Here is a 24865-nt window from a genome sequence, read left to right on the forward strand (position 1 = left end):
GCTACGCGCCTCCTCCTGTGGCACGGCCGCCGAGCGCCCGAGCGTCGCGCTGGCCGGACGAATCCTGGCGCAGCTCCTTGGGGAGAGAGAACATCAGATCCTCCTCGGCCGTCTTCACCTCTTCGACGTCGCGGTAGCCGGCGTCGCTCAGCGCTTCGAGGACCTCACGGACGAGCACTTCGGGAACAGATGCCCCGCTCGTCACGCCGACGGTCTCCACGCCGTCGAGCCATTCCTGCTTGACCTCTTCGGCGTAGTCGACACGATACGCCGCCTTGGCACCGTATTCGAGGGCCACCTCGACGAGGCGGACCGAGTTGGACGAGTTGGCCGAGCCGACCACGATGACGAGGTCGGCGTTGGTCGCGACCTTCTTGATCGCCACCTGCCGGTTCTGGGTCGCGTAGCAGATGTCGTCGGACGGCGGATTGTGGAGTTCGGGGAAGCGGAGACGCAGACGGTTGACCGTCTCCATGGTCTCGTCGACCGACAGCGTGGTCTGCGAGAGCCACACCACCTTCGACGGGTCCTTCACCTGCACGGTGTCGGCCTCGGCCGGCGAATTGACGATGGTGACGTGCTCGGGGGCCTCGCCCGCCGTGCCCTCGACCTCTTCGTGGCCTTCGTGGCCGATGAGGAGGATCTCGAAGTCGTCCCGGGCGAAACGCACGGCTTCGCGGTGCACCTTCGTGACGAGCGGGCAGGTGGCGTCGATCGCGTGCAGCCCTCGATCGGATGCCGCGTTCACGACGGCCGGCGAGACGCCGTGGGCGCTGAAGACGACGTGGGCTCCGGCGGGGACCTCGTCGACCTCCTCGACGAAGATCGCGCCCTTCTCCTCGAGCTCGGAGACGACGTGGATGTTGTGCACGATCTGCTTGCGCACGTAGACGGGGGCGCCGTAGCGCTCCAGCGCCTTCTCGACGGCGACGACGGCCCGATCGACGCCGGCGCAGTAGCCGCGGGGAGCGGCCAGCAGAATCCGCTTGTGTCCGACGATCGGGTTATCCTGAAGCCGCCCGGCAGCCGCCCGCACTCGTGGGACGCGCGGGACGGGGAGATGAACGGCAGTCGAAGTCACCCCTTGATTCTACCGGCGTCCTCCTGAGGAAGGCCGGGGTGCCGCCAGACGGCACGATGGCACGGAACGGGAGCACATGACAGTCTTCGAAGCGGCGGCGGGTCCGGGCGAGACGCCGCCGGCCGACGCCGTCGCGCCCCGCGACTCCACGTCGGCCGCCCCCACATCGGTCGCACGGTTGAACGCGACGATCCGCGACTTCATCGCACGATGGAACACCGTGTGGGTCGAGGGCGAGATCACCTCGTGGAACGTCCGTGCCGGCAACGTGTTCGCGCGTCTGAAGGACACGCAGTCCGACGCCCAGATCTCGATCCGGATCTGGTCGAGCGTCCGCGGCCGCATCCCCTCCGACCTCGGCGTCGGCGATCACGTCGTCGCCGCGGTGAAGGCCGATTACTTCGTCAAGTCCGGCGACTTCAGCTTCGCCGTCTCGGCGATGAAGCACGTGGGGCTCGGAGACCAGCTCGAACGCCTCGAGAAGCTGCGGCTGCAGCTCCGCCAGGAGGGTCTGTTCGATTCCTCGCGCAAGAAGCGCCTGCCCTTCCTCCCCCACATGATCGGCCTGATCACGGGCGAGCGGTCCGACGCCGAGAAGGATGTGCATCGGAACGCCGAGCTGCGCTGGCCGCAGGTGCGCTTCCGCACCGAATACGCGGCGGTGCAGGGCGATCGCTGCGTGCCCGACACGCTCGCCGCACTGAAGAGACTCGACGCCGATCCCGAGGTCGACGTCATCATCATCGCGCGCGGCGGCGGCGATCCGCAGACCCTTCTCGGCTTCAGCGACGAACGACTCGTGCGTGCCGTGGCCGCGGCATCCACGCCGATCGTCAGTGCGATCGGGCATGAGAACGACCATCCTCTCCTCGACGACGTCGCCGACCTCCGGGCCTCGACGCCGACGGATGCCGCCAAGCGGGTCGTGCCGGATGTCGGCGAGCAGCGCGCGCTGATCGCCCAGCTGCGCTCACGGGCGACATCCCGCCTCACACAGCGGCTGTCCCACGACATCGCGCAGCTCGAACAGCTGCGCTCCCGACCGGTGCTCCGCTCCCCCGATCCGATCATCGATGCGCGCGCGCAGGAGCTGTGGCTGCTGCAGTCGCGCGGTCGCGATGCGCTCACCCGGCAGCTCGACGGCGCCGGTCGTCGCACCAGCGAGCTGCGGGCATCGCTGCGAGCGCTGTCGCCGGCAGCGACCCTCGCGCGCGGCTACGCGATCGCGCACGTCGAAGGCGGCGTGATCCTGCGCGACGCGGCAGATGCTCCGGCCGGCAGCTCCCTGACCATCACGGTCGATCGCGGCTCGGTGGCCGCCCGTTCCGAGGGCGAGATCGCGGAAGGTTCCTGAGCCAGGCAGCGATCGCGCACGCCGTAAGATGGAGGAGTGAGCGCTCTGAACGAGATCCCCGTCGAGACGCTGTCGTTCGAGGCAGCCCGCGATGAGCTCGTCACCGTCGTCGCCGAGCTCGAACAGGGCTCCCCCACCCTCGAGCATTCGCTCGCCCTCTGGGAACGCGGCGAAGCGCTCGCGGCTCGCTGCGAGGAGTGGCTGCTCGGCGCGAAGCGCCGTCTCGACGCCGCCCGGGCCGCGGCATCCGACTCCGATCCCGCCGGCGGGGCCTCATGAACAAGCCCGCTCCGATCGTCGCCGAGCTGGGCCGCCCCGAGACGCCCGACGAGACCGCGGCACGCAAAGCCGCCTCCAGCAAGGCGTATCGCGGCAGCCAGACCCTGCGCAACCTGATCGCCGCGCTTCTGGTGACCGTGGCCGTCGTCGCCGTGATCATCTTCGCCGTCCCGCGCGGCGAGCCGGTCACCGCGCAGAAGATCGACGTGGCGGGCATCGCCGCAGGCGTCGAGTCGACCATGGACAGCCCGGCGATCGTTCCCGAGCTCGACGGTTTCTGGCGCGTCAACGCCGCCGAGCTGCAGAGCGGCGCCACCGTGGTCTGGGAGATCACGCTCGCCCCGGCCGCCGACGACGAGCGCGGCTTCATCAAAGTCGCCCAGGCCTTCGACGCCGACTCCTCGTGGGCGCCGCAGCGCCTGAACGGCAACGCCCCGACCGACGAGATCCGCATCGGCGGACTCGACTGGGACGTGTACAAGCTCGGCGATGCGGGTGCCAACGCCAACGTGTCCTACGCCATCGGCACGCAGGCGGGCGATGACTACGTGCTGCTCTACGGCTCTCGCTCCGCCTCATCGACAGCCGACCTCGCTGAATCCCTCGTGCCACAGATCCGTGCCCTCTCGGAGGCTTCATGACGCACCCGCTCACCCCCGCCGCAGCCTGGCAGCAGATGCAGGAGGGGAACGCTCGTTTCGTGCGTGACGAGCCTCAGCATCCGAACCAGGACGGCGCCCGTCGGCAGGATCTCGCGGCGGCGCAGCATCCGGTGGCGACGCTCTTCGGCTGCTCCGATTCGCGCCTCGCCGCCGAGATCATCTTCGATCTGGGTCTCGGCGACCTGTTCGTCGTGCGCAACGCCGGCCAGGTGCTGGGCGAGTCGATCGTCGCGAGTCTCGAGTACGCCGTCGCCGTGCTGGAGGTGCCGCTCATCGTCGTGCTCGCACATGACTCGTGCGGAGCCGTGCGCGCGGCCATCGACGGCACCGCGATCGATGCGGCTCCGCTCCCCCCGCACATCTGGCGCCTCATCGCCCCGATCGTGCCCGCCGCACGGAAGGTGCTGCATGAGAACGGCGGCACCACGGTCGCCGAGATCGACGCCGAGCTCGTCGGCGAAGAGCACCTGCGCAACACGGTCAAGGACCTGTTGCAGTCGTCCGAGCTGATCAGCACCGCCGTCGCCGAGGGCCGTCTGGGCATCGTCGGCGCCAACTACCGTCTGGCCGAGGGCACCGCGTCGCCGGTGATCACGGTCGGAATCGATACCGAGGGGGCCACCCCCGCAACCAAGGAGGGTTCGGAATGACCGAGCAGGACTACCGCATCGAACACGACACCATGGGTGAGGTGCGGGTCCCCGTGAACGCGCTCTACGGTGCGCAGACGCAGCGTGCCGTGGAGAACTTCCCGATCTCGGGCAAGGGGCTGGAGTCGACGCAGATCGCCGCCCTCGCTCGCATCAAGAAGGCCGCCGCCCTCGCGAACAAGGAGCTGGGCACTCTCGACGGCGCCATCGCCGACGCGATCGCCCAGGCTGCCGACCAGGTCGCCTCGGGCGCGCACGACGGAGAGTTCCCCGTCGACACGTACCAGACCGGTTCCGGCACGTCGTCGAACATGAACATGAACGAGGTGCTCGCGACGCTCGCGACGCGCATCCTCGGCGCGACCGTTCACCCCAACGACCACGTGAACGCCTCGCAGTCGTCGAACGACGTGTTCCCGACCTCGGTGCACATCGCCGTCACCCAGGCTCTCATCGACACGCTCATCCCGTCGCTCGACCACCTCGCCGTCGCCCTCGAGGCGAAGGCGGAGCTGTGGAAGGATGCCGTGAAGTCCGGCCGCACCCACCTCATGGATGCGACACCCGTCACGCTCGGCCAGGAGTTCGGCGGCTACGCCCGTCAGGTGCGGCTCGGCATCGAGCGCGTTCAGTCGGCGCTCCCCCGCGTCGCCGAGGTGCCCCTGGGCGGCACCGCCGTCGGCACCGGCATCAACACCCCGCTTGGCTTCCCGCAGAAGGTCATCGCGCTGCTCGCGGCCGAGACCGAGCTGCCGATCACCGAGGCCAAGGACCACTTCGAGGCCCAGGCGAACCGCGACGGGCTCGTCGAGGCGTCCGGCGCCCTGCGCACGATCGCGGTCTCGCTGACCAAGATCAACAACGACCTGCGCTGGATGGGCTCGGGCCCCAACACGGGTCTCGGAGAGCTGCACATCCCCGACCTGCAGCCCGGCTCGTCGATCATGCCCGGCAAGGTCAACCCCGTCGTCCCCGAGGCTGTGCTGATGGTCTGCGCCCGCGTGATCGGCAACGACGCGACCGTCGCCTGGGCCGGAGCATCCGGTTCCTTCGAGCTGAACGTCGCGATCCCCGTCATGGGCACGGCGCTGCTGGAGTCGATCCGCCTGCTGTCGAACGCCTCGCGCGTGCTCGCCGACAAGACGATCGACGGCCTGCAGGCGAACGTCGAGCGCGCGGCGGCCTTCGCGGGCATGAGCCCGTCGATCGTGACCCCGCTGAACAAGCTCATCGGCTACGAGGCAGCGGCGAAGATCGCGAAGCACTCGGTCGCCAAGGGCATCACCGTGCGCGACGCCGTGATCGACCTCGGCTACGTCGAGCGCGGCGACCTCACGCTCGAGCAGCTCGACGAGAAGCTCGACCTGCTCTCGATGACGCATCCCGGCTGAGTCCGGAGCACGACAAGCGGATGCCGCGGGGGCCTGGCCCTCGCGGCATCCGTCGTCTCCTGCCTGTGGTCCGCACCCGCTGATGACGACCGCAGCCCCCTCCCTCGGGGGCCGACACGCCAGATGTCGGACAATTGCGGGCATTCGGTCCGACATCTGGCGTGTCGGCCCCCGGAATGAAGCAACGGCCTGCCCTGCACAGGAAGGTTTCCGGCGCGTCATTCCCCGGTTTCCGCAATCGGGCGCCTCGGGTGCCGACTCCGCGCGGCAGGGCCAGGCATGGTGGAAGGATGCTCGATCCACAGCTGCTCCTCACCCGTCTCGGCGGGCTTGCCAGCGGCGTGCAGCTCCAGCAGTACGGCATCAGTCGGATGCAGCTGGCGAATGACGTCCGCGCGGGCCGGATAGACCGAGTCCGGCCGGGGCTCTTCGCCACGAAGGGGCTGCATGACGCGCTGCATCGTGCGGCTCTGCACGGCGGCTCCCTCACCTGCGCGGAAGCGCTGCGGCGTCACGGCGTGTGGGTACTCGATTCGGAAGGCCCACCCCACGTATGGGTCGGCAGGCGCGGTCGCATCCATCCGCACGTCGGATGCCGGTGCACGAGTCACTTCTTGCGAGGAGACCCTGGGCTCGGCCTTGTCGACGTCGAGACCGCACTCATCCACCTTCATCGCTGCGCCGGAGATGAGGCGTTCTTTGCCTCCTTCGAGTCCGCCTGGCGTCTCCGGAAGCTGTCCGCCGCAGCACGTTCGCGCATCCGCGCCGCTCTCCCCGCGTACGCACGCTGGCTCGTCGACTTCGCGCGCCCGGATGCCGACAGCGGATTGGAATCACTGGTACGTCTCCGCCTGCACCTCCTCGGCCTGCTTCTGGCATGCCAGGTCGTGCTCCCTGGAGTCGGGCGGGTCGACTTCCTCATCGAGGAGCGGCTGATCCTGGAGATCGACGGGCGAGAGAATCATGAAGGTGCATCTGAGCGGCATCGCGATCTGGCTCGGGATGCGGCGGCCTCGCGCCTGGGCATCGAGACGCTCCGCTTCGACTACGCCCAGGTGATCCACGACTGGCCGTCCGTGCAGGCCGCGATCCTCGCCGCCGTCGAACGGACGCACGACCACCGGTGAACCTCGCCAGCCATCGACCGCTTCCTCGTTCACACTGGGGGCCAGTGAAGAAGAAGAGCGGATGCCGAAGGTCACGGCATCCGCTCTCCCGCCGTCGTCAGCTGAGCTCTCCGCCCTCCAGGAGTTCAGTGACGAGGGCTGCGATCGCCGAGCGCTCTGAGCGCATCAGCGTCACGTGTCCGAAGAGGTCGTGCCCCTTCAGGGTCTCGATCACGCTGGCGATGCCGTCGTGGCGGCCGACCCGGAGGTTGTCGCGCTGTCCGACGTCGTGCGTGAGGATCACCCGGGAGTTCTGGCCCATGCGGCTGAGTACCGTCAGCAGCACGTTGCGCTCCAGGGACTGGGCCTCGTCGACGATCACGAAGGCGTCGTGCAGGGAGCGTCCGCGGATGTGGGTGAGCGGGAGGACCTCGAGCAGTCCGCGCTCGATGACCTCTTCGACGACGTTGCCCGAGACCACCGAGCCGAGGGTGTCGAACACCGCCTGGCCCCAGGGGCCCATCTTCTCGCCCTGGTCGCCGGGAAGGTATCCGAGCTCCTGCCCGCCGACCGCGAAGAGCGGACGGAAGACGATGATCTTCTTCTGCTGCTGACGCTCCAGCACCGCTTCGAGTCCGGCGCACAGCGCGAGCGCCGACTTTCCGGTGCCGGCCCGGCCGCCGAGCGAGACGATGCCCACCTCCTGATCGAGGAGCAGGTCGATCGCGATCCGCTGCTCCGCCGAGCGCCCGTGCATGCCGAAGATGTCGCGGTCGCCGCGCACCAGGCGGTACTCGCCGTCGCCGGTCACTCGTCCGAGAGCCGACCCGCGCTCCGAGTGGATGATCAGGCCGGTGTTGATCGGAAGGCCGCGCGCCTCTTCGCTGATGCCGACCTCGCTCTCGTACAAGTCACTGATCTCGTCGCCCGAGAGGTCGAGCGTCGAGATGCCCGTCCATCCGGAGTCCACGGCCTGCTCGGCGAGGTACTCCTCGGCGCGGATGCCGAGAGATGCCGCCTTGACGCGCATCGGCAGGTCCTTGGAGACGATCGTGACGTCCTGGCCGTCCTGCGCCAGGTGCATCGCGACCGAGAGGATGCGGGTGTCGTTGTCGCTGAGCCGGATGCCGGCCGGCAGCACCGACGGGTCGGTGTTGGCGAGCTCGACGCGCAGGGTGCCGCCCTCTCCGACCTCCACCGGGAAGTCCAGACGACCGTGCTCGATGCGCAGGTCGTCGAGGTGACGCAGTGCCTGACGGGCGAAGTAGCCGATCTCCGGGTCGTGGCGCTTGCCTTCGAGCTCGGTGATGACGACGACGGGGAGCACCACGGAGTGCTCGGCGAACCGGAAGAACGCCTGCGGATCGCTCAGCAGCACCGACGTGTCGAGCACATAGGTGCGCAGGTCCTGATCCGGTTCGATCGACGAAGCGCTCCTCGTCGTCTTACGGGTGGACTGCTGCGCGGTGCTGGTGGACTGCTGCGCTGTACGTGTGGTCACGACCCACTCCCGACCCGGGGATTGATCCCCGCCTGAGAACGAGTCGACCTGGGGCCACGAGTCGTCAACCGGAAGGCCGACTCGACCGGGCTCCTTGCCCGATGCCTAGAACGTACGACTTCGCGGTGGCTTAACCGCGCGTCGACACGCGGGCGATTCTTACGAGCTTGTGAACGTCTCGTTTCCGAAAGCGCCGAGCGCGTCGTCCAGCTGCTGCAGGGTGGCGGCGTCGGTGCCCGCGTGGACGCCGATGCGCACGGAGGAGCCGCGTGCCGTCACGACGATCCCGGCGTTGGAGAGGGCCGCGGCCAGGCGGGCGGGCTCCTCGGGCGAGAGCACGACGATCCCTGCCCGCTCCGCGCGATCTCGGGGCGATGTCACGACGATGCCGTGCCGATCCGCGATCTCCAGGACCGTGTCGACGTGTTGGGCGATCCTCGCCTCGATGGCCGCGACACCCGCATCGCGCACATCGCGCACGCCGATGGCCAGCCGACCGGCGGCCAGAGTGTCGGGCGAGCTCACCGTGAATGCCTGAGCGGATGCCGTCGGCGCCATCACCTCGTCCACCGACAGGCTGTCCGTGCCGGTGATGCCCGACAGCACGGGAACGATGCGCTGCCTGGCTCGCGGCGAGAACCAGGCGAAGGCGCTGCCGCGACCCGCCCGCAACCATTTGTAGCCGTGACCGACCACGACGTCGGCCATCGTGAAGTCGGCATCCACGACGCCGAACGACTGCACGGCATCGACGATGAGCAGGCGGTCCGGTCCGATGACGTCGCGCAACGCCGCGAGATCGGCGCGGTAGCCGGTGCGGAAGTCGACGTGACTGACCGCGAGCGCCGTGACCTCGTCATCCAGCACCTCGGCGACGGCATCCGCTGTCACCCGGCTGTCGGCGGGTGTGATCCACCGCGGCGTCAGCGCGCGATCCGATGCTGCCGCCGCACGATCGAGGGTGAGACTGATACTCGGGAACTCGGCCGTGCTCGCGATCACCGCGCCGGTCATCCCGTAGAAGGCGTGCATGAGACCCTGCGTCGACGACGGCTGCAGCGTGACATCCACGGCGTCGCCGCCGAGAAGCTCCGCGACGAGTTCCTGCGCCTGCCCGACCCGCTCCCAGACCAGCGACAGCGACGACGGGCGCCCGCTGCCCAGCAGATCGGCGTCGGCGAAGATCTCCTCGCGCACCGAGGGCGACAGCGGACCGAATGCAGCCCAGTTCAGGTAGCCGGATTCGTTGTCGAAGGTGCCGACATAGTCGTCGAAAGTGCTCACCGCGTCAGTCTGGCACGGGTGCGCGGCCCCCGGAACGCGCTAGCGTCCGAAGCGGCGGTCGCGGTCGGCGAAGTCGCGGATCGCGCGCAGGAAGTCGACCTGGCGCAGGTCGGGCCCCAGCGCCTCGACGAAGTAGAACTCGCTGTGCGCGCTCTGCCACAGCAGGAAGTCGCTGAGCCGCTGCTCACCGCTCGTGCGGATCACCAGATCGGGGTCGGGCTGTCCGCCCGTGTAGAGGTGCTCGCCGATCATCTCGGGAGTCAGGTGGGCCGCCAGATCCTCCAGCGTGCCACCCGACGCCTCGTGCTTCGCGATGATGCTGCGGACGGCGTCGACGATCTCGTGCCGTCCGCCATAGCCGACGGCGAGATTCACGTGGAGGCCCGTGTGGCTCTTCGTGCGCGCTTCGGCCTCCGCGAGCACACGGGCGAGCTCGGGAGGGAGGATGTCGGAGCGGCCGACGTGCTGCACCCGCCAGTTCTCCTCCTGCGACACCGCCTCAGCCAGCTCCGCGATGATCTCGATCAGGTCGGCGAGCTCGGCGGAATCGCGCTTGCGCAGGTTGTCGCTGGAGAGGAGGTACAGCGAGACGACCCGCACGCCGAGCTCATCGCACCAGCCGAGGAACTCGCGCATCTTCGCGGCACCGGCCCGATGCCCCTCCGCGGGCGTGGTGTAGCCGAGCTGCCGTGCCCACCGTCGATTGCCGTCGATCATCATCGCGACATGGTGCGGCACGGACGCCGGATCCAGATGGCGTCGCAGCCGGCTGGTGTAGAGCCGGTACAGCGGTCCGCGCCCCGGACTCTCGCGTGACATCACCCACCTACGCTACCGTGTCGGGCCCGCGCGCACCGTGTGCGAAGCCTGGGGATATGTGCCTTCCACGGCATGCGCACCCACCTAGAGTGAGCACGTGAGCACTCCCGAGCCGTCCGAACCCGAACTCCCCCAGCTGCCCCTTCTCGAGGTGGCCGCGGCGGATGCGGCGGTCGAGATCCGGCCGACCTGGCGCGGATGGATCCACGCCGGCGTCTTCCCCGTCGCCATCGTCGCCGGCATCGTGCTCATCGTCCTCGCGCAGGGCGGAGCCGCGAAGTGGGCGGCGGCCGTGTTCATGGCGAGCTCGCTGCTGCTCTTCGGCAACTCGGCCCTCTATCACCGCTTCGACTGGAAGCCGAAGGTGAAGCTGATCCTCAAGCGGATCGACCACGCCAACATCTTCCTGCTGATCGCCGGCACCTACACGCCGCTGGCGACGCTGGCGCTCCCTCCCGAGAAGGGCGCTCTGCTGCTCTGGCTGGTGTGGGGCGGAACCGTGGTCGGGATCCTCTTCCGCGTGTTCTGGATCCACGCGCCGCGCTGGCTCTATGTGGCGCTCTACCTGCTCATGGGGTGGGCGGCGGTGATGTTCATGGCCGACCTTCTCGCCGCGAACGCCGCCATGATGATCCTCGTGATCGTCGGCGGCCTGCTCTACACCGGCGGGGCGATCGTCTACGCGCTGAAGAAGCCGAACCCCTGGCCCGGGCACTTCGGCTTCCACGAGATCTTCCACGTCTGCACGGTGCTCGCGTTCCTGTGCCACTGGACCGCGTGCCTGCTGATCACTCTGGAGCCGCTCAGCCCCTCGCTCGGCGCCTGACGCCGTCAGGTCGCGCGCGGGTCGTCGTCGCCTTCGCGGGTGATGGGCAGGTCGGCATCCGTCTCGGTCGCCTCGTCGGCCGCGCGGGCGGCCTGTTCGGCATCCAGCTCGTCGCGCACCTCTTCGCGGTAGCGCACGCGGCGGATGCGGCGGTTCATGTCCCAGATGAGCAGGATCACCGCGATGACGATGACCACGATCACGGCGAAGCCGACGAAGCCGGGAGTCACGGCTTCGGGAGCCACCGTCATGGTGGGCGTCGGCATCGGAGTCTCGGACAGAGAGCGCATGTGTCGGCCTTTCCTACTCAGGTCGCATAACCTGGTATCACCAGCCTAACGACCGGAAGACCGCCCCGTGACGACCGCAGAAGAGCTCGACGAACGCTATGGCCGCACGCGCACGCGGCGGACGCCGTGGATCATCGCCGGCATCGTCGCACTGCTCGTGGTGGGGGCGTTCGGCTGGATGATCGTCGCCCAGTCGATGAGCTCGGTGGATGCCGACGATCTCGGCTTCGAACTGGTCGACGAGCACACCGTCGACGTGCGCTTCCAGGTCAGCGGCGTGCAGGGCAAGGACGTCGTCTGCGTGGTCGAGGCGCTCGACGAGGAGTTCGGCGTCGTCGGCTGGAAGGTGGTCGAGATCCCTGCCGGAGACAGCCACACCCAGGCGATGTCGGCCGTCGTTCCGACGGTGTCCGCGGCCACCACAGGTTTGGTGAACACCTGCTGGGTCGCTTAGACTCATCGCAGACAGACGACGCCCTGGCAACGTGCCGGGGCGTCTTGGCATATCCCCCGCAGTACCCGGTGGGATCCGAAAGAAGGAGCTTCGTCATGTCCACCGACGCTCAGGTTCCCTTCCTCACGCAGGAAGCATATGACCGGCTCGTCGCCGAGCTGGAGCACCTGTCCACCACCGGCCGCGATGAGATCGCCAAGCGCATCGAGGCCGCCCGCGAAGAGGGCGACCTCAAGGAGAACGGCGGCTACCACGCCGCCAAGGACGAGCAGGGCAAGCAGGAAGCCCGCATCCGCACCCTCGAGGGTCTGCTGAAGACCGCGAAGGTCGGCGAGGCTCCCGCAAGCCGCGGCATCGTCGAGCCCGGCACCGTCGTGACCGCGGTCGTCGCCGGCGGCGAAGAGGTCTTCCTCCTCGGCAGCCGCGAGATCGCCGCCGGCGGCAGCGACCTCGACGTCTACAGCGAGGCCAGCCCGCTCGGGCAGGCGATCCTGGGCCTCAAGGTCGGCGAGAAGTCGTCGTACGAGGCGCCGAACGGCCGCTCGATCGCCGTCGAGATCGTGAACGTCGAGACGTACACCGGCTGACGCCCCGTCGCAGCAGAGCGCCCCGGCATCCCTGCGGATGCCGGGGCGCTCTGCTGTCCGCTCAGTCCGGGACGATGAACGGCTGGAAGCCGGCCTGACGCAGAGTGTCGAGCGTGAGCTCCGAGTGCTCGGGTCCGCGCGTCTCGACGCTCAGTTCGAGGATCACGTCGCTGATCTGCAGTCCGTGACCGTGCCGCGTGTGCATCGCCTCGATGACGTTCGCCCCCGCCGCGGCGATGAGCTCGGACACCCGGGCGAGCTGACCGGGGCGGTCGGGCAGCGGCACGCGGATCGTGAGATAGCGGCCCGATGCCGCGAGACCGTGCGAGACGACGCGCTGCAGCAGCAGCGGGTCGATGTTGCCGCCGGACAGCACAGCCATCGTCGTCCCGGTCGCGGAGACCTTCCCGGCGAGGATGGCCGCGACGCCTGCAGCGCCCGCGGGCTCGACGACGACCTTGGCCTGCTCGAGGAGGATGAGCATGGCGCGCGCCAGATCGTCGTCCGAGACCGTGACGACCTCGTCGACGAGGTCCTTGATGATGTCGAACGGGATCGCTCCGGGACGGGCGACGAGGATGCCGTCGGCGATGGTCGGCCGCGTCACGATGTCGACGGGCTCTCCTGCTGCGAGCGACGGGGCCATGGCGGCCGCGTTCTCGGCCTGGACGCCGATCACCCGCACGGTGCGGCCGAGCTCGGCGGCGCGGGCCTTGACGGCGGCGGCGACGCCCGCGATGAGGCCTCCGCCGCCGATGCTGAGCACGATGGTGTCGACCTCGGGTGCGTCCTCGAGCAGTTCCAGACCGAGTGTGCCCTGCCCGATCACGACGTCGCGGTGATCGAAGGGAGGGATGAGCACGGCACCGGTGCGCTCGGAGAACTCGGCGGCGAGGCGCAGCGAGGTCGCCACGGTCTCGCCCTCGAGCACGACCTCGGCGCCGTAGCCGCGCGTGGCCAGGAGCTTGGGCACCGGCACGCCGAGAGGCATGAAGATCGTGGCGGGGATGCCGAGGGCCTGGGCGGCGAGTGCGACGCCCTGTGCGTGGTTGCCGGCGGAGGCCGCCACGACCCCGCGCGAACGCTCCTCGGCGCTGAGCCGCGAGAGACGGTACGCCGCGCCGCGGATCTTGAACGAGCCGGTGCGCTGCAGGTTCTCCATCTTCAGCAGCACCGGAGCACCGAGGATGTCGGACAGTGCTCGCGACGGCAGCGTCGGCGTATGGGAGATCACCTCAGCCAGGCTCTGAGCCGCATACTCGAACTCGGACAGGCTGGGGACTGCGCTCATCGATTCCTCCGTTGCCGCTCGCGCGGCACTGTGCTCCAGATCAGATCTCCACTCGGGACGTCGCCGGTGCGCCACGACCCCGAACTCAATGTCACCGCGGCGACGTTCACGAATGCCGCCAACGGCACGGCGAACAGCGCCCCCGGGATGCCCGCGATCATCGCGCCTCCCGCGACGACGAGCACGACGGCCAGCGGATGCACCTTCACTGCCGATCCCATCATGATCGGCTGCAGGATGTGGCCTTCGATCTGCTGCACCGCGAGCACGACCAGCAGCATGAACAGCGCGGTCCACGGCCCGTTGTACACGAGGGCGAGGAACACGGCGACGGCGCCGGTGGCGACCGCACCCACGATCGGGATGAACGAGCCGAGGAAGACCAGGACGGCCACCGGGAGGGCGAGCGGAACCTGCAGCAGGAACGCGCCGATCCCGATGCCGATCGCGTCGATGGTCGCGACGAACAGCTGGGTCCGCGCGTAGTTCACGATCGTCCGCCAGCCGTTGCGTGCGGCGCTGTCGACGGCCGGACGCGCCTTGCGCGGGAAGAGCTTGACGGTCCAGCGCCAGATCCCGCCGCCGTCGGCGAGGAGGCAGATGAGGCTGAACAGAGCGAGGAGTGCTCCCGTGAGCACGTGCCCCAGCGTGGTGCCGATCGCCAGGGCACCCGACAGCAGAGCCTGCGTCTGCTCCTCGATCATCGCGAGGCCCTGGTCGATGTAGTCGGCGATCTGCTTGTCGGAGAGCTGCAGGGGACCCTCGTGCAGCCAGACCTGGAACCCGTCGATGGCCTTCGTCGTGCTCTCCTGCACGGCGGGGAGCTCGAGCCGGACCTGCCAGACGACGAGCCAGACGAGCCCGGTGACGATCGCCGCCGTGCCGAGGAGGGAGATGGCGATGGCGGCCCAGCGCGGGACGCGATGGCGCAGCATCCACTCGAAGGCCGGCCACAGCAGGGCCGTGATGAGGATGGCGACCATGAGCGGGATCACCAGAAGCTTGAGCAGCATGACGAGCCAGATGAACACGCCGATGACGGCGGCGATGAGCAGGAGCCGCCACGCGTAGGCGGCCGTGATGCGCAGTCGCGGCGGAACGGCCTCGTCGGCCTCGGTCGTCACGGTGCGGTCGGTGGAGATCGGGCGCGGGCGGAACAGGTCTCGCAGCCGTGGTCGCTGGTCCTCGCTCATCGCCCAAGTCTACGGCGGTCGCCGCTCGGCTCATGACGCGATGTCCTCGGCCGGGGATACGCTGACGTCGTGACCGACACCCTCAGTTCCGCCCAGGCGCGCCGCATCGCTCTGGCCGCTCAGGGTTTCACCCGTGCACGCCCGGCATCCGTCTCCCGGCGTCACATCGATCGGGTGATGGAACGACTCGGAGTGCTGCAGATCGACTCGGTGAACGTCTTCGCGCGGTCGCACTACCTGCCCCTCTTCTCGCGTCTGGGCGCCTACGAGCCGGCGCTGCTCGACCGCGTGTTCCTCGCCCGCACCACCCACTACGTCGAGTACCTCGCCCACGAGGCGACCTTCATCCCGATCGAGGACTGGCCGCTGTGGCGGTTCCGCATGGACGACTTCCGCCGCCGCTGGGCGGGTGAGGATTCGTGGATGAGCACGAACGCCCGCACGGTGCAGTGGGTGCAAGACGAGCTGCGCACGCGGGGTCCGCTGCGTCCGGCCGACCTCCGCGCCGATGCACCGCGCGAACGCGGCACCTGGTGGGACTGGGACGAGGTCAAGCTCGCGCTCGAGCACCTCTGGCGCACGGGTGATGTGGCCGTGAGCGGCCGCCGCGGATTCGAGCGTTCCTACGCGCTGGCCGAACAGGTCATCCCCGATGCGATCCTCTCGCAGGAGATCCCTCGCGCCGAGGCGATCCACGAGCTGGTCCGTCGAGCGGCGAGATCGAGCGGGGTGGCGACGCAGTCCGACCTCGCCGACTACTACCGCATCAAGGATCGCCCCTCGGTCGCGCGCTCGATCGTCGACCTCGTCGAGGCGGGCGAACTCGAGCCGGTGCACGTGCGCGGCTGGGAGCGGGGCGGCCGCCCCCTCCCGTCGTGGCGGCACCGCGACGCGGTGCTGCCGCGGAAGATCGACGCGGCCGCCGTGCTGACGCCGTTCGACCCGGTGGTGTGGTTCCGCGACCGCGCGCTGCGCGCGTTCGACCTCGACTACCGCATCGAGATCTACGTGCCGGCCGAGAAGCGTCGATACGGCTACTACTCACTGCCCGTGCTGGTCGGGGATCGCATCGTGGCCCGCGTCGACCTCAAGGCCGAGCGGGCCACCTCGACGCTGCAGGTGCAATCGGCGTGGTGGGAGCCGCAGGCGCGGCCCGACGACGTCGGCCGGATCGCCGAGGAACTGGCCCTGGCAGCTTCGTGGCAGGGGCTGGAGCACATCTCGGTCTCGGGCTGGGGCGATGCCACCGACGCGATCCACGATGCGCTGCGCGGAGACGTGGGCGCGTCGATCCGGCGTCACCTGCACACCAGAGAGGGCGTGTCATGACGCGTCGCCGGTGGTGGGTGATCGGCGGCGGCGTCGCCGTGGTCGTCGTCGCTGTGGCCGGCGTGCTCATCTGGCAGGCTGCGAGCCGTCCGGCCACCGCCGAGGAGGCGGCGACCGCCTACCTGCGCGCGCTGGAATCGGGTGATGCGGCGGCCGCCGAGGCGACCGGAATCGCCGTGACCGAGACGGCCCTCGATGCCTTCGCCAACGCTGCGGAGTTCATCGAAGACGCGGAGGTGTCAGCCCTCGATGAGAACGGCGGTTCCGCGACCGCCGATGTCGCCTTCCGCCTCGGAGGTGAGGAGCGCTCGGCGCAGCTGACGCTCTCGAACGACAGCGGACGGTGGACCGTGGATGCCTCCGCGCTCGGAACGATGACCGCCACGGCCGCGATCGGCGCCTTCGTCGGCATCGGCGACGCGACGTTCCCGGTCGGCGAGGCGGTGGGCCTGCTCCCCGCCGCCTACACGGTCTCCGCCGCTCCCGCCTCGCTCCTCGACGGAAAGGGCACGGCGATTCTCCTCCCGGGCGAGACGGCAGATGTCGCTCTGGAGGTCGCTCTGCGCCCGGAGGCGACGGACGCAGCGCAGGAGAAGCTCGACTCGCACCTCGACACGTGCACCGCTCCGGCGGCGACAGCGCCGGAGGGCTGCGGCATCCGCATCCCCTGGGGCACCGAATTCCGCGCCGTCTCCGAGATGCGCTACCGCATCGAGCAGGCGCCCTCCGTGGTGGTGACGGCGACGGGGTTCTCCGCCGACGGAGGTGTTCTCGTCGCGACCGTCACAGGCATCGGGCAAGACGGCGCAGATCGCACCACGACCTACCGCACGGAGTCGTGGAGCATCCGTGGCGACATCTCGTTCACTGCCGACGGGGTGGAACTGACGCCCTGGTGACGCGCATCAGAACTGCACGCGGGGCGGCTCGGAGATCGCACCGCTGTCGGCGACCTCGAAGAACTCGCGCTCCGTGAAGCCCAGACCCTTCGCGAAGAGGTTGTTCGGGAACACCTTGATCTTCGTGTTCAGCTCGCGCACACCGCCGTTGTAGAAGCGACGCGCGGCCTGGATCTTGTCTTCGGTGTCGACGATCGCCTGCTGGAGCTGGAGGAAGTTCTGGCTGGCCTGCAGCTGCGGATACGCCTCGGCGACGGCGAAGAGGCTGCGCAGCGCCTGCTGCACGTGCCCCTCGGCGATACCCGCTTCACCCGGGCCGCTGGCCGACAGCGTCTCGGCACGCGCGCGAGTGACGTTCTCGAAGACCGCCTTCTCATGGGAGGCGTAGCCCTTCACCGTCTCGATGAGGTTGGGGATGAGGTCGGCTCGTCGCTTGAGCTGCACGGTGATGCCGCTCCACGCCTCATCGACGCGGACCTTCAACTGCACCAGCGAGTTGTACGTGGCCCAGAGATAGATGCCGACGAGCAGGATCACTCCGACGACGATCAGTACTGGCACGAGCCATTCCATCAGAGGCCCACCCTTCCTCGTGTTTCTCTCATCCTAGACGCGCTGTCTGCACGTGTACTGGGGATGGCACGTGCGATTCCGATCGATCCGGAGGTCAGGCACCGAGCACGCGCTTGAGGTAGCGGTTGCCGAACCGCCGCTCGGGGTCGAGCCGGTCTCGCACGGCCAGGAAGTCGTCGAACCGCGGATAGCGCTCGCGCAGCGTCTCGGCCGTCTGGGTGTGGAGCTTGCCCCAGTGCGGCCGGCCGCCGTGCTCGCGCATGATCAGCTCGACGGCCTCGAAGTACTCGGTCGGATCGGCGCGCCAATAGCGGTGCACCGCGATGTACGCACTCGCCCGGCCATGGGCCGTGGACAGCCAGCGATCGTCTTCCGCGGCGAAGCGCACCTCGACGGGGAACTCGATACGCCAGTTCCGCTGATCGATGAGCTTCCGCACAGCGCGGAAGGCCGCCACGACGTTCTCGGCGGGGATCGCGTACTCCATCTCGCGGAACCGCACCGTGCGACTCTGCGTGAGGACGCGGTTCGACAGATCGGTGTACTCGCGGTCACCGGTGAGCTTCACAGCCAGGCGGCTGAACGGCGGCGTGACGGCCGGGACGATCTGTCCCGCGGCGCAGACCACCCGGTAGACGCCGTTGGAGAGCAGCGTCTCATCGATCCACTTCCCCACCGCAGGCAGCGGCTTGCGCACGGCCGACTCGGGCAGGCGCGTCTGGCGCTTGGTGAGGGCGACGTCGGTGTGGGGGAACCAGTAGAACTCGAAGTGATCGGATGCCGCGACGTGGCCCTCGATGTCGTCGAGCACCTCGTCGAGCGGCATCGGCTCGTCGATCGCATGCATGACGAAGGCCGGAACGCACTGGAGGGTCACCTCGACGAGGATGCCGAGGGCGCCGAGGCCGAGCGCCGCGGCGGGCAGGAGCTCGCTGTTCTGCTGCTCGTCGATGCGCAGGAACTCTCCGGCCGCGGTGATCATCGTGACGCCGACGACCTGAGTGGCGAGGCCGCCGAACCCTGCGCCGGTGCCGTGCGTGCCGGTCGAGATCGCGCCCGAGATCGATTGGCGGTCGATGTCGCCGAGGTTCTCCATCGCGAGGCCGTAGGGAGCGAGGAGCCTCGGGATCCGGTGCAGGCGCGTGCCGGCGAGCAGGGTCACGCGCCTGGTGGCGGCATCCGCCGAGACCAGGCCCTGCATGTCGTCGAGTTCCAGCAGCACCCCGGGCGCGACGGCGATTCCGGTGAAGCTGTGCCCTGCGCCCACGGCTTTGACGGTGAGGCCGTGCTTCACGGCGGCGAGGACCGCGCGCTGCACGCCCTCCGGACTCCGCGGCCGCTCCACCCGCACCGGACGAACGGTGGCCGAGCGCGCCCAGTTCTGCCAGGTACCGCCGATCCTCGTCACAGGAAGGCCTTCCCCTCGCCGCGGTATGTGGGCAATTCGTCGACGACCTCGTCACCCGAGACGAGGTGGTACTGCGCGATGCGCTCCGCCGGTTCGCCGCTCTTCGCATGACGGAACCACACACGGTCGCCCACGCCGAGGGAGGTGGCCGCCGGCCCCTGGAGCGGCGTCTGCACCTCGCCGGCAGCCTCGCGCGGAAGTGTTCGCAGTCCCTCCGGCCAGACCGGCTGGGGCTGTCGCGACGCCACCGGCGGGCCGGACGCGATCCAGCCGCCGCCGAGCACGGTCGCGATGTCGGCGGCCGGGCGTCGCACGACGTCGAAGGCGAAGGCCGCTGCCGGCGCCGGCTGAAACGACCGGTAGCCGTCGAACAGGTGACCGCCGAGGAGCCCGCTGCCGGCGCTCGCCTCGGTGAGCGACTCGTCGCTGCCGGTGAACTCGAGCGAGCCGGTGCCGCCGCCGTTCAGGAACTCCATCGGAGCGAGTGCCGTCACCGCCTCGACGATCGCCGCGCGGCGCTCCCGCAGCTCGGCACGGGACCGCGCCTGCACCATGCGGATCAGCGGCGCATCCGAGCCCGCGTCATCGCCCTGGCCGGCGATCTGCGCGTCGTACATCTGCAGCCCGACGAGCCGGAAGCCGGGGCGCGCGAGGACTTTACGGGCGAATCCGGCCACTTCGCCGGCGGTGAAGAGCGCCGAACGGCGGACACCGATATGACCGAGGAGCGAGGACTTCCAGGAGGCGTCGACGTCGATCGCGACGCGGATCTCCGGACGAGCGCCCGGGCTCTTGACGCTGTCGATCAGGTCGAGGTGCGCGACATCGTCGACCATGAGCGTGATGCGCTGCGCCGCCTGCTCATCGGCGAACAGCGCCTCGAGGCTCGCGCGGTCGACCGTCGGGTACGCGAGCACGATGTCGTCGTGGGTCTCGGCGAGCCACAGAGCCTCGGGGAGCGTGAATGCGAGGATGCCGCGGAATCCCGGCAGCTCCAGCACGGCATCCAGTATCGCTCGCACGCGCACCGACTTCGAGGCGAGGCGGATGGGCAGCCCGCCGGAGCGGACCAGCAGGTCCATGGCGTTGTACCGCAGCGCCTCCCGATCGATCACCGCGACGGGCGCGGGGAGGTGCTGCGTCGCTGCCGACAAGCGCGGCCAGTAGCGGACCGGGTCCTGCCACTCGGGAGCGACCGCGGCGGCACCCTGAACGGGGCTCAGTTCTTCGGTGAGGTCGAGCACTCCCCCACCTTATGACCTCGCGGACTCCGGATCACGTGCGGCGGCACCCCGTCGCATCCGAATTTACCTTGTATCCCAATTACTTGTATGCGAGGCTTACGGAATGAGCGACACCCATCCCGCTGTGCGACGAAACGAGGCGGTCTGCCTCGCCTTGTATTCGACGATGAACGCGACTCTGCAGCTCTACCGCGAACTGCTCTCGCCCTGGGGCCTGAGCTACCAGCAGCTGATGGTTCTCGGCCTGCTCTGGAGCGAGGGCGAGCAGACTCCGGGCGAGATCTCCGCGGCGCTCATGCTCGACACGAGCAGCGTCGCCGGGCTCCTGAACAGGATGCAGAGTGCAGGCCTCATCGATCGACAGACGTCGCAGACCGATCGTCGCCGTGTTCTCGTCACGCCGACCGCGCGCAGCCGCGAGATCATCGCCGAGCTCGGCTGGCTCGAGGACTGCATGACGCGGGCCATCGACCTCGAGCCCGACGAGGCGCACGACCTCGTCACCCGACTGAACGACCTTCGCGAGCGCGTGACGGCCTTCCCGCGTCCGGAGCACGCCCGCCCGGGCATCCCCGCCTGACACGAATCGATCGATGAGAAAGGATGCCGACATGGCTCTGCAGGATATCGAGGTCACTACTCTGCGCGGCGAACGCCGCACATTCGGGGAGCTGACCGAAGGGAAGGTGGCGCTGGTCGTGAACGTCGCCTCGCGCTGCGGGCTCGCTCCGCAGTACGAGCAGCTCGAGGAGCTGCAGCGCACGTTCGGCGACGACGGCTTCACAGTGGTCGGCTTCCCGAGCAATCAGTTCCTTCAGGAGCTCGGGAGCTCCGACGCCATCGCGGAGTACTGCTCGGCGACCTGGGGCGTGACGTTCCCGATGACCGAGAAGGTGAAGGTCAACGGCAGGTCGGCGCATCCCCTGTACCGTGAGCTCACCCAGACCCCGGATGCCGAGGGGAAAGCGGGGCGCGTGAAATGGAACTTCGAGAAGTTCCTGGTCAATCCGGACGGGCGGATCAAGCGCTTCCGCCCCACGACCCTTCCGGACGCTCCGGAGATCGTCGAGACCATCCGGGAGTGGACGAACGAGGCTCCGGGGGCCGCCGACTCCTGAGCCAGCGCGTGAACCGCGAGCAACTAGGCTGACGCGTGGCCCCCGTAGCCCAATGGCAGAGGCAGGCGACTTAAAATCGCTTCAGTCTGGGTTCGAGTCCCAGCGGGGGCACCCATCAGCTTTCCCCGGATTCCGGCGTCTGCCGCCGAACTCCCGCTGACTCGCGCACCCGTCTCACCACCAGCACGACAAGAGCGATCGCGATCGCCGCGTACACGACGTAGTCGAGGTACCCGAGGTAGTGCTCCAGCTGCTCGTGCTGCGTGCCGAGGGCGGCGCCCACGCCGAGAAGCAGCGCGTTCCAGAGGCCGCTGCCGATGATCGTGTAGACGCTGAACCTCACGATGCCCATGCGGGACGCACCGGCCGGGATCGAGATCAGGCTGCGGACGCCCGGCACCATGCGGCCCACCAGCACGGTCCACCCCCCGCTGCGCGCGAACCAGTCCGCACCCCGCTCCAGGTCGGAGCGGCTGACCAGCCGGGTTCCGGCGAGCAGCCGCACCGCACGCTGCATGCCGATTGCCGCGCCAAGCCCGTACAGCAGCAGAGCGCCCAGCCATGACGCGAGCGTGCTCCAGAAGAACAGCCAGCCGAGGTGCAGGTCCCCGCTCTGGCTGAGGTATCCCGCGAACGGCAGGATCACCTCGCTCGGGATCGGCGGGACGAGCACCTCGAGGAAGACGAGCACACCGACCCCGACGTCGCCGAGAGCGGTGAGGATGTCGGCCGCGAAGCCGGTGAGTCCGGTGAAGCCGTGATCGGCAGTCATCGACACGAATCGCTCAGCGGCCGAAGATGTCGCCGATCCCCGGGATGCCGAGGTCGCCGAGCTTCTCGCCCCAGCCGGTGGCCGTCTCGCCGAGGCCGGAGGCGGCTTCTCCCGCGGAGCCCATCAGCTCTTCGGCACCGCCCGTGAAGCCATCGATGCCGACACCCGAGGCGAGCGCCTCCAGATCGACGCCCTCGGCCAGCGCCGTGAAATCGACTCCGAGGCCGGCGGCCTGATCCAGAAGCGGGCCGGCCACGGAGCTGAGCACTGCACCACCCGCGACCGCGCCGAGCACACCCACCGCAGCCCCTCCGGCCAGGACGGCCGCACCACCCGCGCCGCCGCCGCGTACCCGCGACAGCAGCCCGCGCATCCGTCCGGGGCGCATCGCCTCGGCTCGGGCGGCGGCTCGGGCGAGGTCATCGGGCGAGGACGAGCGCGGCCGCTCCCCCGGTGCGAGCTCATCGCGCATCCGCTCTTCGACGAGTGTCCGCTGCTGCGGCGTGAGACGAGCGAACGCGTCGCGATGGATCTGCTCGACGCTCTGCGGGTCGGCGGTCTGCAGCAGGTAGTCGTAGCGCGCGATCGCCGCACGATCCGCATCGCTCGTGGACGACCCGGTGCGCGCCCCGCCGCCGGCGGCGGAAGCGGGCGGTGGCGCGTAGGGATCGGCGGATGCGCGAGGCGTCGTCGAAGCGGCTCCGGGTGACCCCTCCGTGCGCGGCGCCGCATCCGACGGTCCTCGCACGGCATCGACGGCACCTCGGAGCACCCCGCCCCAATCCGTCGACGAACGGGAGCCGCCAGCGCGCCCGTCAGCGCGGGCGGAGCCGTTGTTCTTCTCGAGAGCGTCGGAGGCGAGGCCGATCAGGCGGGAGAGCTTCCCCATGGTGGTGGTCCTTTCGTGGAGCGGGCCACCGGGATTCCACGACGTCGGACGACGGCAAGAGTCGAGGCAGCCCGCACAGCGGGTGCCAAGGTCTCCTCCGCCCTCACGGGCCGACGGGCCGGGACACGATTCATGTCCGTAATGACGACACCGCCGCAGACGGGAGTACTCCCCTTGCGCGCTCGACCCTACCGATCGGAGCTATGCGTCGCCTCCACAGACGCGAACAGCCCTCCCGAGTGGGAGGGCTGTTCGAACGTGCGGTATCGAAGACCTATTTGGCGGCGACCTTCTCCGCAGCCGGCTTCTTGGCCGGAGCCTTCTTCGCCGGTGCCTTCTTGGCGGCCGGAGCCTTCTCGGACTCCGGCTTCTCGGCCGGGGCGTCGTCCGAGACGGGCTCGTCGGCGTCCGGGGTCTTGTCGGCGGCGGCGATCGTCGTCGCCGGCTCCGACGAGTGGGACCCGGGCAGGGCGGGAGCCGCAGGAGCGGCCGGAGCCGCGGGGGCCGCAGCGCGCGGACGCGCGGCGAACTCCTCGAAGACGTAGCGCGGGTTCTGCACGGTCTCGAGGTTCACGATGTCGCGGCCGAGCCACAGGTTGTTCCACCAGCCCCAGATCACGCGGAACTTGCGCTCCCACGTCGGCATCGCGAGGCCGTGGTAGCCACGGTGCGCGACCCAGGCGACGAAGCCCTTGAGCGCGAGCTTGCCGGACTGGAAGACACCGTTGTAGAGCCCGAGACCGGCCACGGCGCCCATGTTCTTGTGGAAGTACTCGCGGGGCTCTTCGCCCCGCAGCACGGCGACGATGTTCTTCGCGAGGAGCTTCGCCTGACGCACCGCGTGCTGGGCGTTCGGCACGCAGAAGCCGCCGACGCCGCCACCGGAGAGGTCGGGGACGGCCGAGACGTCACCGGCAGCCCAGGCGCCCTCGACGAAGGCCTCGGGCGTGCCGACGCGCAGGTCGGCGCGGGTCTGGATGCGACCGCGCTCCTCGACGGGCAGGTCGCCGCCGCGCACGACGGTCGGGTTCGCCATGACACCGGCGGTCCAGACGATCAGGTCGGTCGGCAGGACCTCACCCGTGGAGAGCTCGACGTTGCCGTCGACCGCGCTCGTGAGCTGCGTGTCGAGGTGCACGTACGCACCGCGCTTCGCGAGATCCTTGAGCACCCACTCGCTGGTCTTCAGCGAGACCTCGGGCATGATGCGTCCCATGGCCTCGATGAGGTGGAAGTGCGTGTCGTCGAACGTCAGCTGCGGGTACTTCGCGACGAGCGACGAGGCGAGCGAACGCAGCTCCGCGAACACCTCGATGCCGGCGAAACCGCCGCCGACGACGATGACCGTGAGCAGACGGTCGCGCGCGGGGCCGGGCGGCAGCGACGCGGCCTTGTCGAAGTTCGACATCAGGCGGTCGCGGATCGCGACGGCCTCTTCGATGGTCTTGAGGCCGATCGCGTTGTCGGCGATGCCGGGGATCGGGAAGGTGCGCGAGACGGCGCCGGCGGTGACGACGATCTGGTCGTACGCGAACTCGTACGGCTCGCCCAGCGGCGGCGTGATGGTGGCGGTCTTCTCGGCGTGGTTGATGTTGGTCACCTTGGCGGTGATCACGTTCGTGCGCTTCAGGTGACGGCGGTGCGCGACCACGGAGTGGCGAGCCTCGATCGAGCCCGCGGCGACCTCGGGGAGGAACGGCTGGTACGTCATGTACGGCAGCGGGTCGACCATGGTCACCTCCGCCTCGCCCTTGCGCAGGTGCTTCTCGAGCTTCCACGCGCTGTAGAAGCCCGCGTAGCCTCCACCGACGATCAGAATCTTGGGCACAGTGCTGTTCTGAGGCACAGGGGAACAACTCCTTGGA

At 69.2% G+C, this 24865-nt stretch carries 27 protein-coding genes and 1 tRNA gene; 14 read left to right on the forward strand and 14 right to left on the reverse strand.

Annotation, left to right across the window (positions count from 1 at the left end):
- Position 1: 1 nt before the first annotated feature.
- On the reverse strand, positions 2-1081 hold the full coding sequence (locus DW306_RS06725) for a 4-hydroxy-3-methylbut-2-enyl diphosphate reductase (protein ID WP_205814112.1): 1080 nt from the start codon (positions 1079-1081) through the stop codon (positions 2-4).
- Between the two features lie 76 nt (positions 1082-1157).
- On the opposite strand from DW306_RS06725, the gene xseA reads away from it, so the two are divergent.
- From xseA to DW306_RS06750, 5 genes are read left to right on the forward strand one after another with little or no spacing between them, the layout of a single operon-like run.
- Complete coding sequence (gene xseA, locus DW306_RS06730) at positions 1158-2435, forward strand: exodeoxyribonuclease VII large subunit (RefSeq protein ID WP_136054843.1); 1278 nt, start codon at positions 1158-1160, stop codon at positions 2433-2435.
- A 36-nt stretch (positions 2436-2471) separates the two neighbouring features.
- A complete protein-coding gene (locus tag DW306_RS06735) occupies positions 2472-2714 on the forward strand; it encodes an exodeoxyribonuclease VII small subunit (protein WP_136054844.1) in 243 nt (80 codons plus the stop codon).
- Positions 2711-3355, forward strand: coding sequence for a DUF4245 family protein (locus DW306_RS06740; protein WP_136054845.1), 645 nt, complete (start codon positions 2711-2713; stop codon positions 3353-3355). Before DW306_RS06735 ends, DW306_RS06740 begins: the two co-directional genes overlap by 4 nt.
- The gene (locus DW306_RS06745) at positions 3352-4026 is read left to right on the forward strand and encodes a carbonic anhydrase (protein WP_136054846.1); all 675 of its coding nucleotides are present in this window, start codon (positions 3352-3354) and stop codon (positions 4024-4026) included. Before DW306_RS06740 ends, DW306_RS06745 begins: the two co-directional genes overlap by 4 nt.
- Positions 4023-5417, forward strand: a complete 1395-nt coding sequence (locus DW306_RS06750; RefSeq protein ID WP_136054847.1) for a class II fumarate hydratase — start codon at positions 4023-4025, stop codon at positions 5415-5417. Before DW306_RS06745 ends, DW306_RS06750 begins: the two co-directional genes overlap by 4 nt.
- A gap of 218 nt (positions 5418-5635) precedes the next feature.
- Here DW306_RS06750 and DW306_RS21575 read toward each other — a convergent pair whose 3' ends face one another.
- A complete protein-coding gene (locus tag DW306_RS21575) occupies positions 5636-6091 on the reverse strand; it encodes a hypothetical protein (protein WP_240747105.1) in 456 nt (151 codons plus the stop codon).
- A 213-nt stretch (positions 6092-6304) separates the two neighbouring features.
- On the opposite strand from DW306_RS21575, the gene DW306_RS21580 reads away from it, so the two are divergent.
- Positions 6305-6544 carry a DUF559 domain-containing protein gene (locus DW306_RS21580; RefSeq protein WP_240747103.1) on the forward strand — a complete coding sequence of 80 codons (240 nt, stop codon included), beginning with the start codon at positions 6305-6307 and terminating at the stop codon, positions 6542-6544.
- A 97-nt stretch (positions 6545-6641) separates the two neighbouring features.
- On the opposite strand, the gene DW306_RS06760 is transcribed toward DW306_RS21580, so the two are convergent.
- The 3 genes from DW306_RS06760 to DW306_RS06770 all read right to left on the reverse strand — a co-directional run bounded on the left by DW306_RS06760 (position 6642) and on the right by DW306_RS06770 (position 10127).
- The gene (locus DW306_RS06760; protein ID WP_168429255.1) at positions 6642-7946 is read right to left on the reverse strand and encodes a PhoH family protein; all 1305 of its coding nucleotides are present in this window, start codon (positions 7944-7946) and stop codon (positions 6642-6644) included.
- Between the two features lie 237 nt (positions 7947-8183).
- Entirely contained in the window at positions 8184-9308 is a 1125-nt protein-coding gene (locus tag DW306_RS06765) for an aminotransferase class V-fold PLP-dependent enzyme (RefSeq protein ID WP_136054850.1), read from the reverse strand.
- A gap of 39 nt (positions 9309-9347) precedes the next feature.
- On the reverse strand, positions 9348-10127 hold the full coding sequence (locus DW306_RS06770) for an isoprenyl transferase (protein ID WP_136054914.1): 780 nt from the start codon (positions 10125-10127) through the stop codon (positions 9348-9350).
- A gap of 97 nt (positions 10128-10224) precedes the next feature.
- Between DW306_RS06770 and DW306_RS06775 the strand changes: the two genes are divergently transcribed.
- The gene (locus DW306_RS06775) at positions 10225-10953 is read left to right on the forward strand and encodes a hemolysin III family protein (RefSeq protein ID WP_136054851.1); all 729 of its coding nucleotides are present in this window, start codon (positions 10225-10227) and stop codon (positions 10951-10953) included.
- Positions 10954-10958: 5 nt separating this feature from the next.
- On the opposite strand, the gene DW306_RS06780 is transcribed toward DW306_RS06775, so the two are convergent.
- Positions 10959-11243 (reverse strand): hypothetical protein, encoded by a 285-nt coding sequence (locus DW306_RS06780; RefSeq protein WP_136054852.1) that lies wholly within the window; start codon positions 11241-11243, stop codon positions 10959-10961.
- A 67-nt stretch (positions 11244-11310) separates the two neighbouring features.
- Here DW306_RS06780 and DW306_RS06785 point away from each other — a divergent pair, with 67 nt between their 5' ends.
- Positions 11311-11697: a DUF4307 domain-containing protein gene (locus DW306_RS06785; protein WP_136054853.1), complete on the forward strand. Its 387-nt coding sequence runs from the start codon at positions 11311-11313 to the stop codon at positions 11695-11697.
- A gap of 95 nt (positions 11698-11792) precedes the next feature.
- Entirely contained in the window at positions 11793-12284 is a 492-nt protein-coding gene (gene greA / locus DW306_RS06790) for a transcription elongation factor GreA (protein ID WP_116636933.1), read from the forward strand.
- Positions 12285-12345: 61 nt separating this feature from the next.
- On the opposite strand, the gene ilvA is transcribed toward greA, so the two are convergent.
- Together ilvA and DW306_RS06800 are read right to left on the reverse strand one after the other, a co-directional pair.
- A complete protein-coding gene (gene ilvA / locus DW306_RS06795) occupies positions 12346-13575 on the reverse strand; it encodes a threonine ammonia-lyase (RefSeq protein ID WP_136054854.1) in 1230 nt (409 codons plus the stop codon).
- Entirely contained in the window at positions 13572-14768 is a 1197-nt protein-coding gene (locus DW306_RS06800) for an AI-2E family transporter (RefSeq protein ID WP_136054855.1), read from the reverse strand. The genes ilvA and DW306_RS06800 overlap by 4 nt, the downstream gene beginning before the upstream one ends.
- A 69-nt stretch (positions 14769-14837) precedes the next feature.
- On the opposite strand from DW306_RS06800, the gene DW306_RS06805 reads away from it, so the two are divergent.
- Positions 14838-16097, forward strand: a complete 1260-nt coding sequence (locus DW306_RS06805) for a crosslink repair DNA glycosylase YcaQ family protein (RefSeq protein ID WP_136054856.1) — start codon at positions 14838-14840, stop codon at positions 16095-16097.
- Entirely contained in the window at positions 16094-16996 is a 903-nt protein-coding gene (locus DW306_RS06810) for a hypothetical protein (protein WP_136054857.1), read from the forward strand. The genes DW306_RS06805 and DW306_RS06810 overlap by 4 nt, the downstream gene beginning before the upstream one ends.
- A 6-nt stretch (positions 16997-17002) precedes the next feature.
- Here the strand turns inward: DW306_RS06810 and DW306_RS06815 are convergent, their stop codons facing one another.
- The 3 genes from DW306_RS06815 to DW306_RS06825 all read right to left on the reverse strand — a co-directional run bounded on the left by DW306_RS06815 (position 17003) and on the right by DW306_RS06825 (position 20221).
- Positions 17003-17569, reverse strand: coding sequence for a LemA family protein (locus DW306_RS06815; protein WP_136054858.1), 567 nt, complete (start codon positions 17567-17569; stop codon positions 17003-17005).
- A 94-nt stretch (positions 17570-17663) separates the two neighbouring features.
- Complete coding sequence (locus tag DW306_RS06820; protein ID WP_136054859.1) at positions 17664-18977, reverse strand: D-arabinono-1,4-lactone oxidase; 1314 nt, start codon at positions 18975-18977, stop codon at positions 17664-17666.
- Positions 18974-20221 (reverse strand): alanine racemase, encoded by a 1248-nt coding sequence (locus tag DW306_RS06825; protein WP_136054860.1) that lies wholly within the window; start codon positions 20219-20221, stop codon positions 18974-18976. The genes DW306_RS06820 and DW306_RS06825 overlap by 4 nt, the downstream gene beginning before the upstream one ends.
- A 103-nt stretch (positions 20222-20324) precedes the next feature.
- Here DW306_RS06825 and DW306_RS06830 point away from each other — a divergent pair, with 103 nt between their 5' ends.
- The 3 genes from DW306_RS06830 to DW306_RS06840 all read left to right on the forward strand — a co-directional run bounded on the left by DW306_RS06830 (position 20325) and on the right by DW306_RS06840 (position 21450).
- Positions 20325-20801 (forward strand): MarR family transcriptional regulator, encoded by a 477-nt coding sequence (locus DW306_RS06830; protein ID WP_136054861.1) that lies wholly within the window; start codon positions 20325-20327, stop codon positions 20799-20801.
- Between the two features lie 31 nt (positions 20802-20832).
- A complete protein-coding gene (locus DW306_RS06835) occupies positions 20833-21339 on the forward strand; it encodes a glutathione peroxidase (protein WP_136054862.1) in 507 nt (168 codons plus the stop codon).
- Positions 21340-21377: 38 nt separating this feature from the next.
- Positions 21378-21450 (forward strand) — tRNA-Leu (locus tag DW306_RS06840).
- A gap of 4 nt (positions 21451-21454) precedes the next feature.
- Here DW306_RS06840 and DW306_RS06845 read toward each other — a convergent pair.
- The 3 genes from DW306_RS06845 to DW306_RS06855 form a co-directional block, all read right to left on the reverse strand.
- Positions 21455-22111, reverse strand: coding sequence for a DedA family protein (locus DW306_RS06845; RefSeq protein ID WP_136054863.1), 657 nt, complete (start codon positions 22109-22111; stop codon positions 21455-21457).
- A 13-nt stretch (positions 22112-22124) separates the two neighbouring features.
- Positions 22125-23000 (reverse strand): cation-transporting ATPase, encoded by an 876-nt coding sequence (locus DW306_RS06850; RefSeq protein ID WP_136054864.1) that lies wholly within the window; start codon positions 22998-23000, stop codon positions 22125-22127.
- A 274-nt stretch (positions 23001-23274) separates the two neighbouring features.
- On the reverse strand, positions 23275-24828 hold the full coding sequence (locus DW306_RS06855) for an NAD(P)/FAD-dependent oxidoreductase (protein ID WP_136054865.1): 1554 nt from the start codon (positions 24826-24828) through the stop codon (positions 23275-23277).
- Positions 24829-24865: the final 37 nt, after the last annotated feature.

Source organism: Microbacterium sp. K24, from assembly GCF_004794465.1.
Classification (GTDB): domain Bacteria; phylum Actinomycetota; class Actinomycetes; order Actinomycetales; family Microbacteriaceae; genus Microbacterium.

Bases quoted from the DNA above. Each gene is read 5' to 3' on its own strand.
- DW306_RS06770 (WP_136054914.1), bottom strand. From the start codon at position 10,127: ATGTCACGCGAGAGTCCGGGGCGCGGACCGCTGTACCGGCTCTACACC.
- DW306_RS06750 (WP_136054847.1), top strand. From the start codon at position 4,023: ATGACCGAGCAGGACTACCGCATCGAACACGACACCATGGGTGAGGTG.
- DW306_RS21575 (WP_240747105.1), bottom strand. From the start codon at position 6,091: ATGAAGGTGGATGAGTGCGGTCTCGACGTCGACAAGGCCGAGCCCAGG.
- DW306_RS06800 (WP_136054855.1), bottom strand. From the start codon at position 14,768: ATGAGCGAGGACCAGCGACCACGGCTGCGAGACCTGTTCCGCCCGCGC.
- DW306_RS06830 (WP_136054861.1), top strand. From the start codon at position 20,325: ATGAGCGACACCCATCCCGCTGTGCGACGAAACGAGGCGGTCTGCCTC.
- DW306_RS06850 (WP_136054864.1), bottom strand. From the start codon at position 23,000: ATGGGGAAGCTCTCCCGCCTGATCGGCCTCGCCTCCGACGCTCTCGAG.
- DW306_RS06835 (WP_136054862.1), top strand. From the start codon at position 20,833: ATGGCTCTGCAGGATATCGAGGTCACTACTCTGCGCGGCGAACGCCGC.
- DW306_RS06810 (WP_136054857.1), top strand. From the start codon at position 16,094: ATGACGCGTCGCCGGTGGTGGGTGATCGGCGGCGGCGTCGCCGTGGTC.
- ilvA (WP_136054854.1), bottom strand. From the start codon at position 13,575: ATGAGCGCAGTCCCCAGCCTGTCCGAGTTCGAGTATGCGGCTCAGAGC.
- DW306_RS06815 (WP_136054858.1), bottom strand. From the start codon at position 17,569: ATGGAATGGCTCGTGCCAGTACTGATCGTCGTCGGAGTGATCCTGCTC.
- DW306_RS06780 (WP_136054852.1), bottom strand. From the start codon at position 11,243: ATGCGCTCTCTGTCCGAGACTCCGATGCCGACGCCCACCATGACGGTG.
- DW306_RS06740 (WP_136054845.1), top strand. From the start codon at position 2,711: ATGAACAAGCCCGCTCCGATCGTCGCCGAGCTGGGCCGCCCCGAGACG.
- greA (WP_116636933.1), top strand. From the start codon at position 11,793: ATGTCCACCGACGCTCAGGTTCCCTTCCTCACGCAGGAAGCATATGAC.
- DW306_RS06845 (WP_136054863.1), bottom strand. From the start codon at position 22,111: ATGACTGCCGATCACGGCTTCACCGGACTCACCGGCTTCGCGGCCGAC.
- xseA (WP_136054843.1), top strand. From the start codon at position 1,158: ATGACAGTCTTCGAAGCGGCGGCGGGTCCGGGCGAGACGCCGCCGGCC.
- DW306_RS06745 (WP_136054846.1), top strand. From the start codon at position 3,352: ATGACGCACCCGCTCACCCCCGCCGCAGCCTGGCAGCAGATGCAGGAG.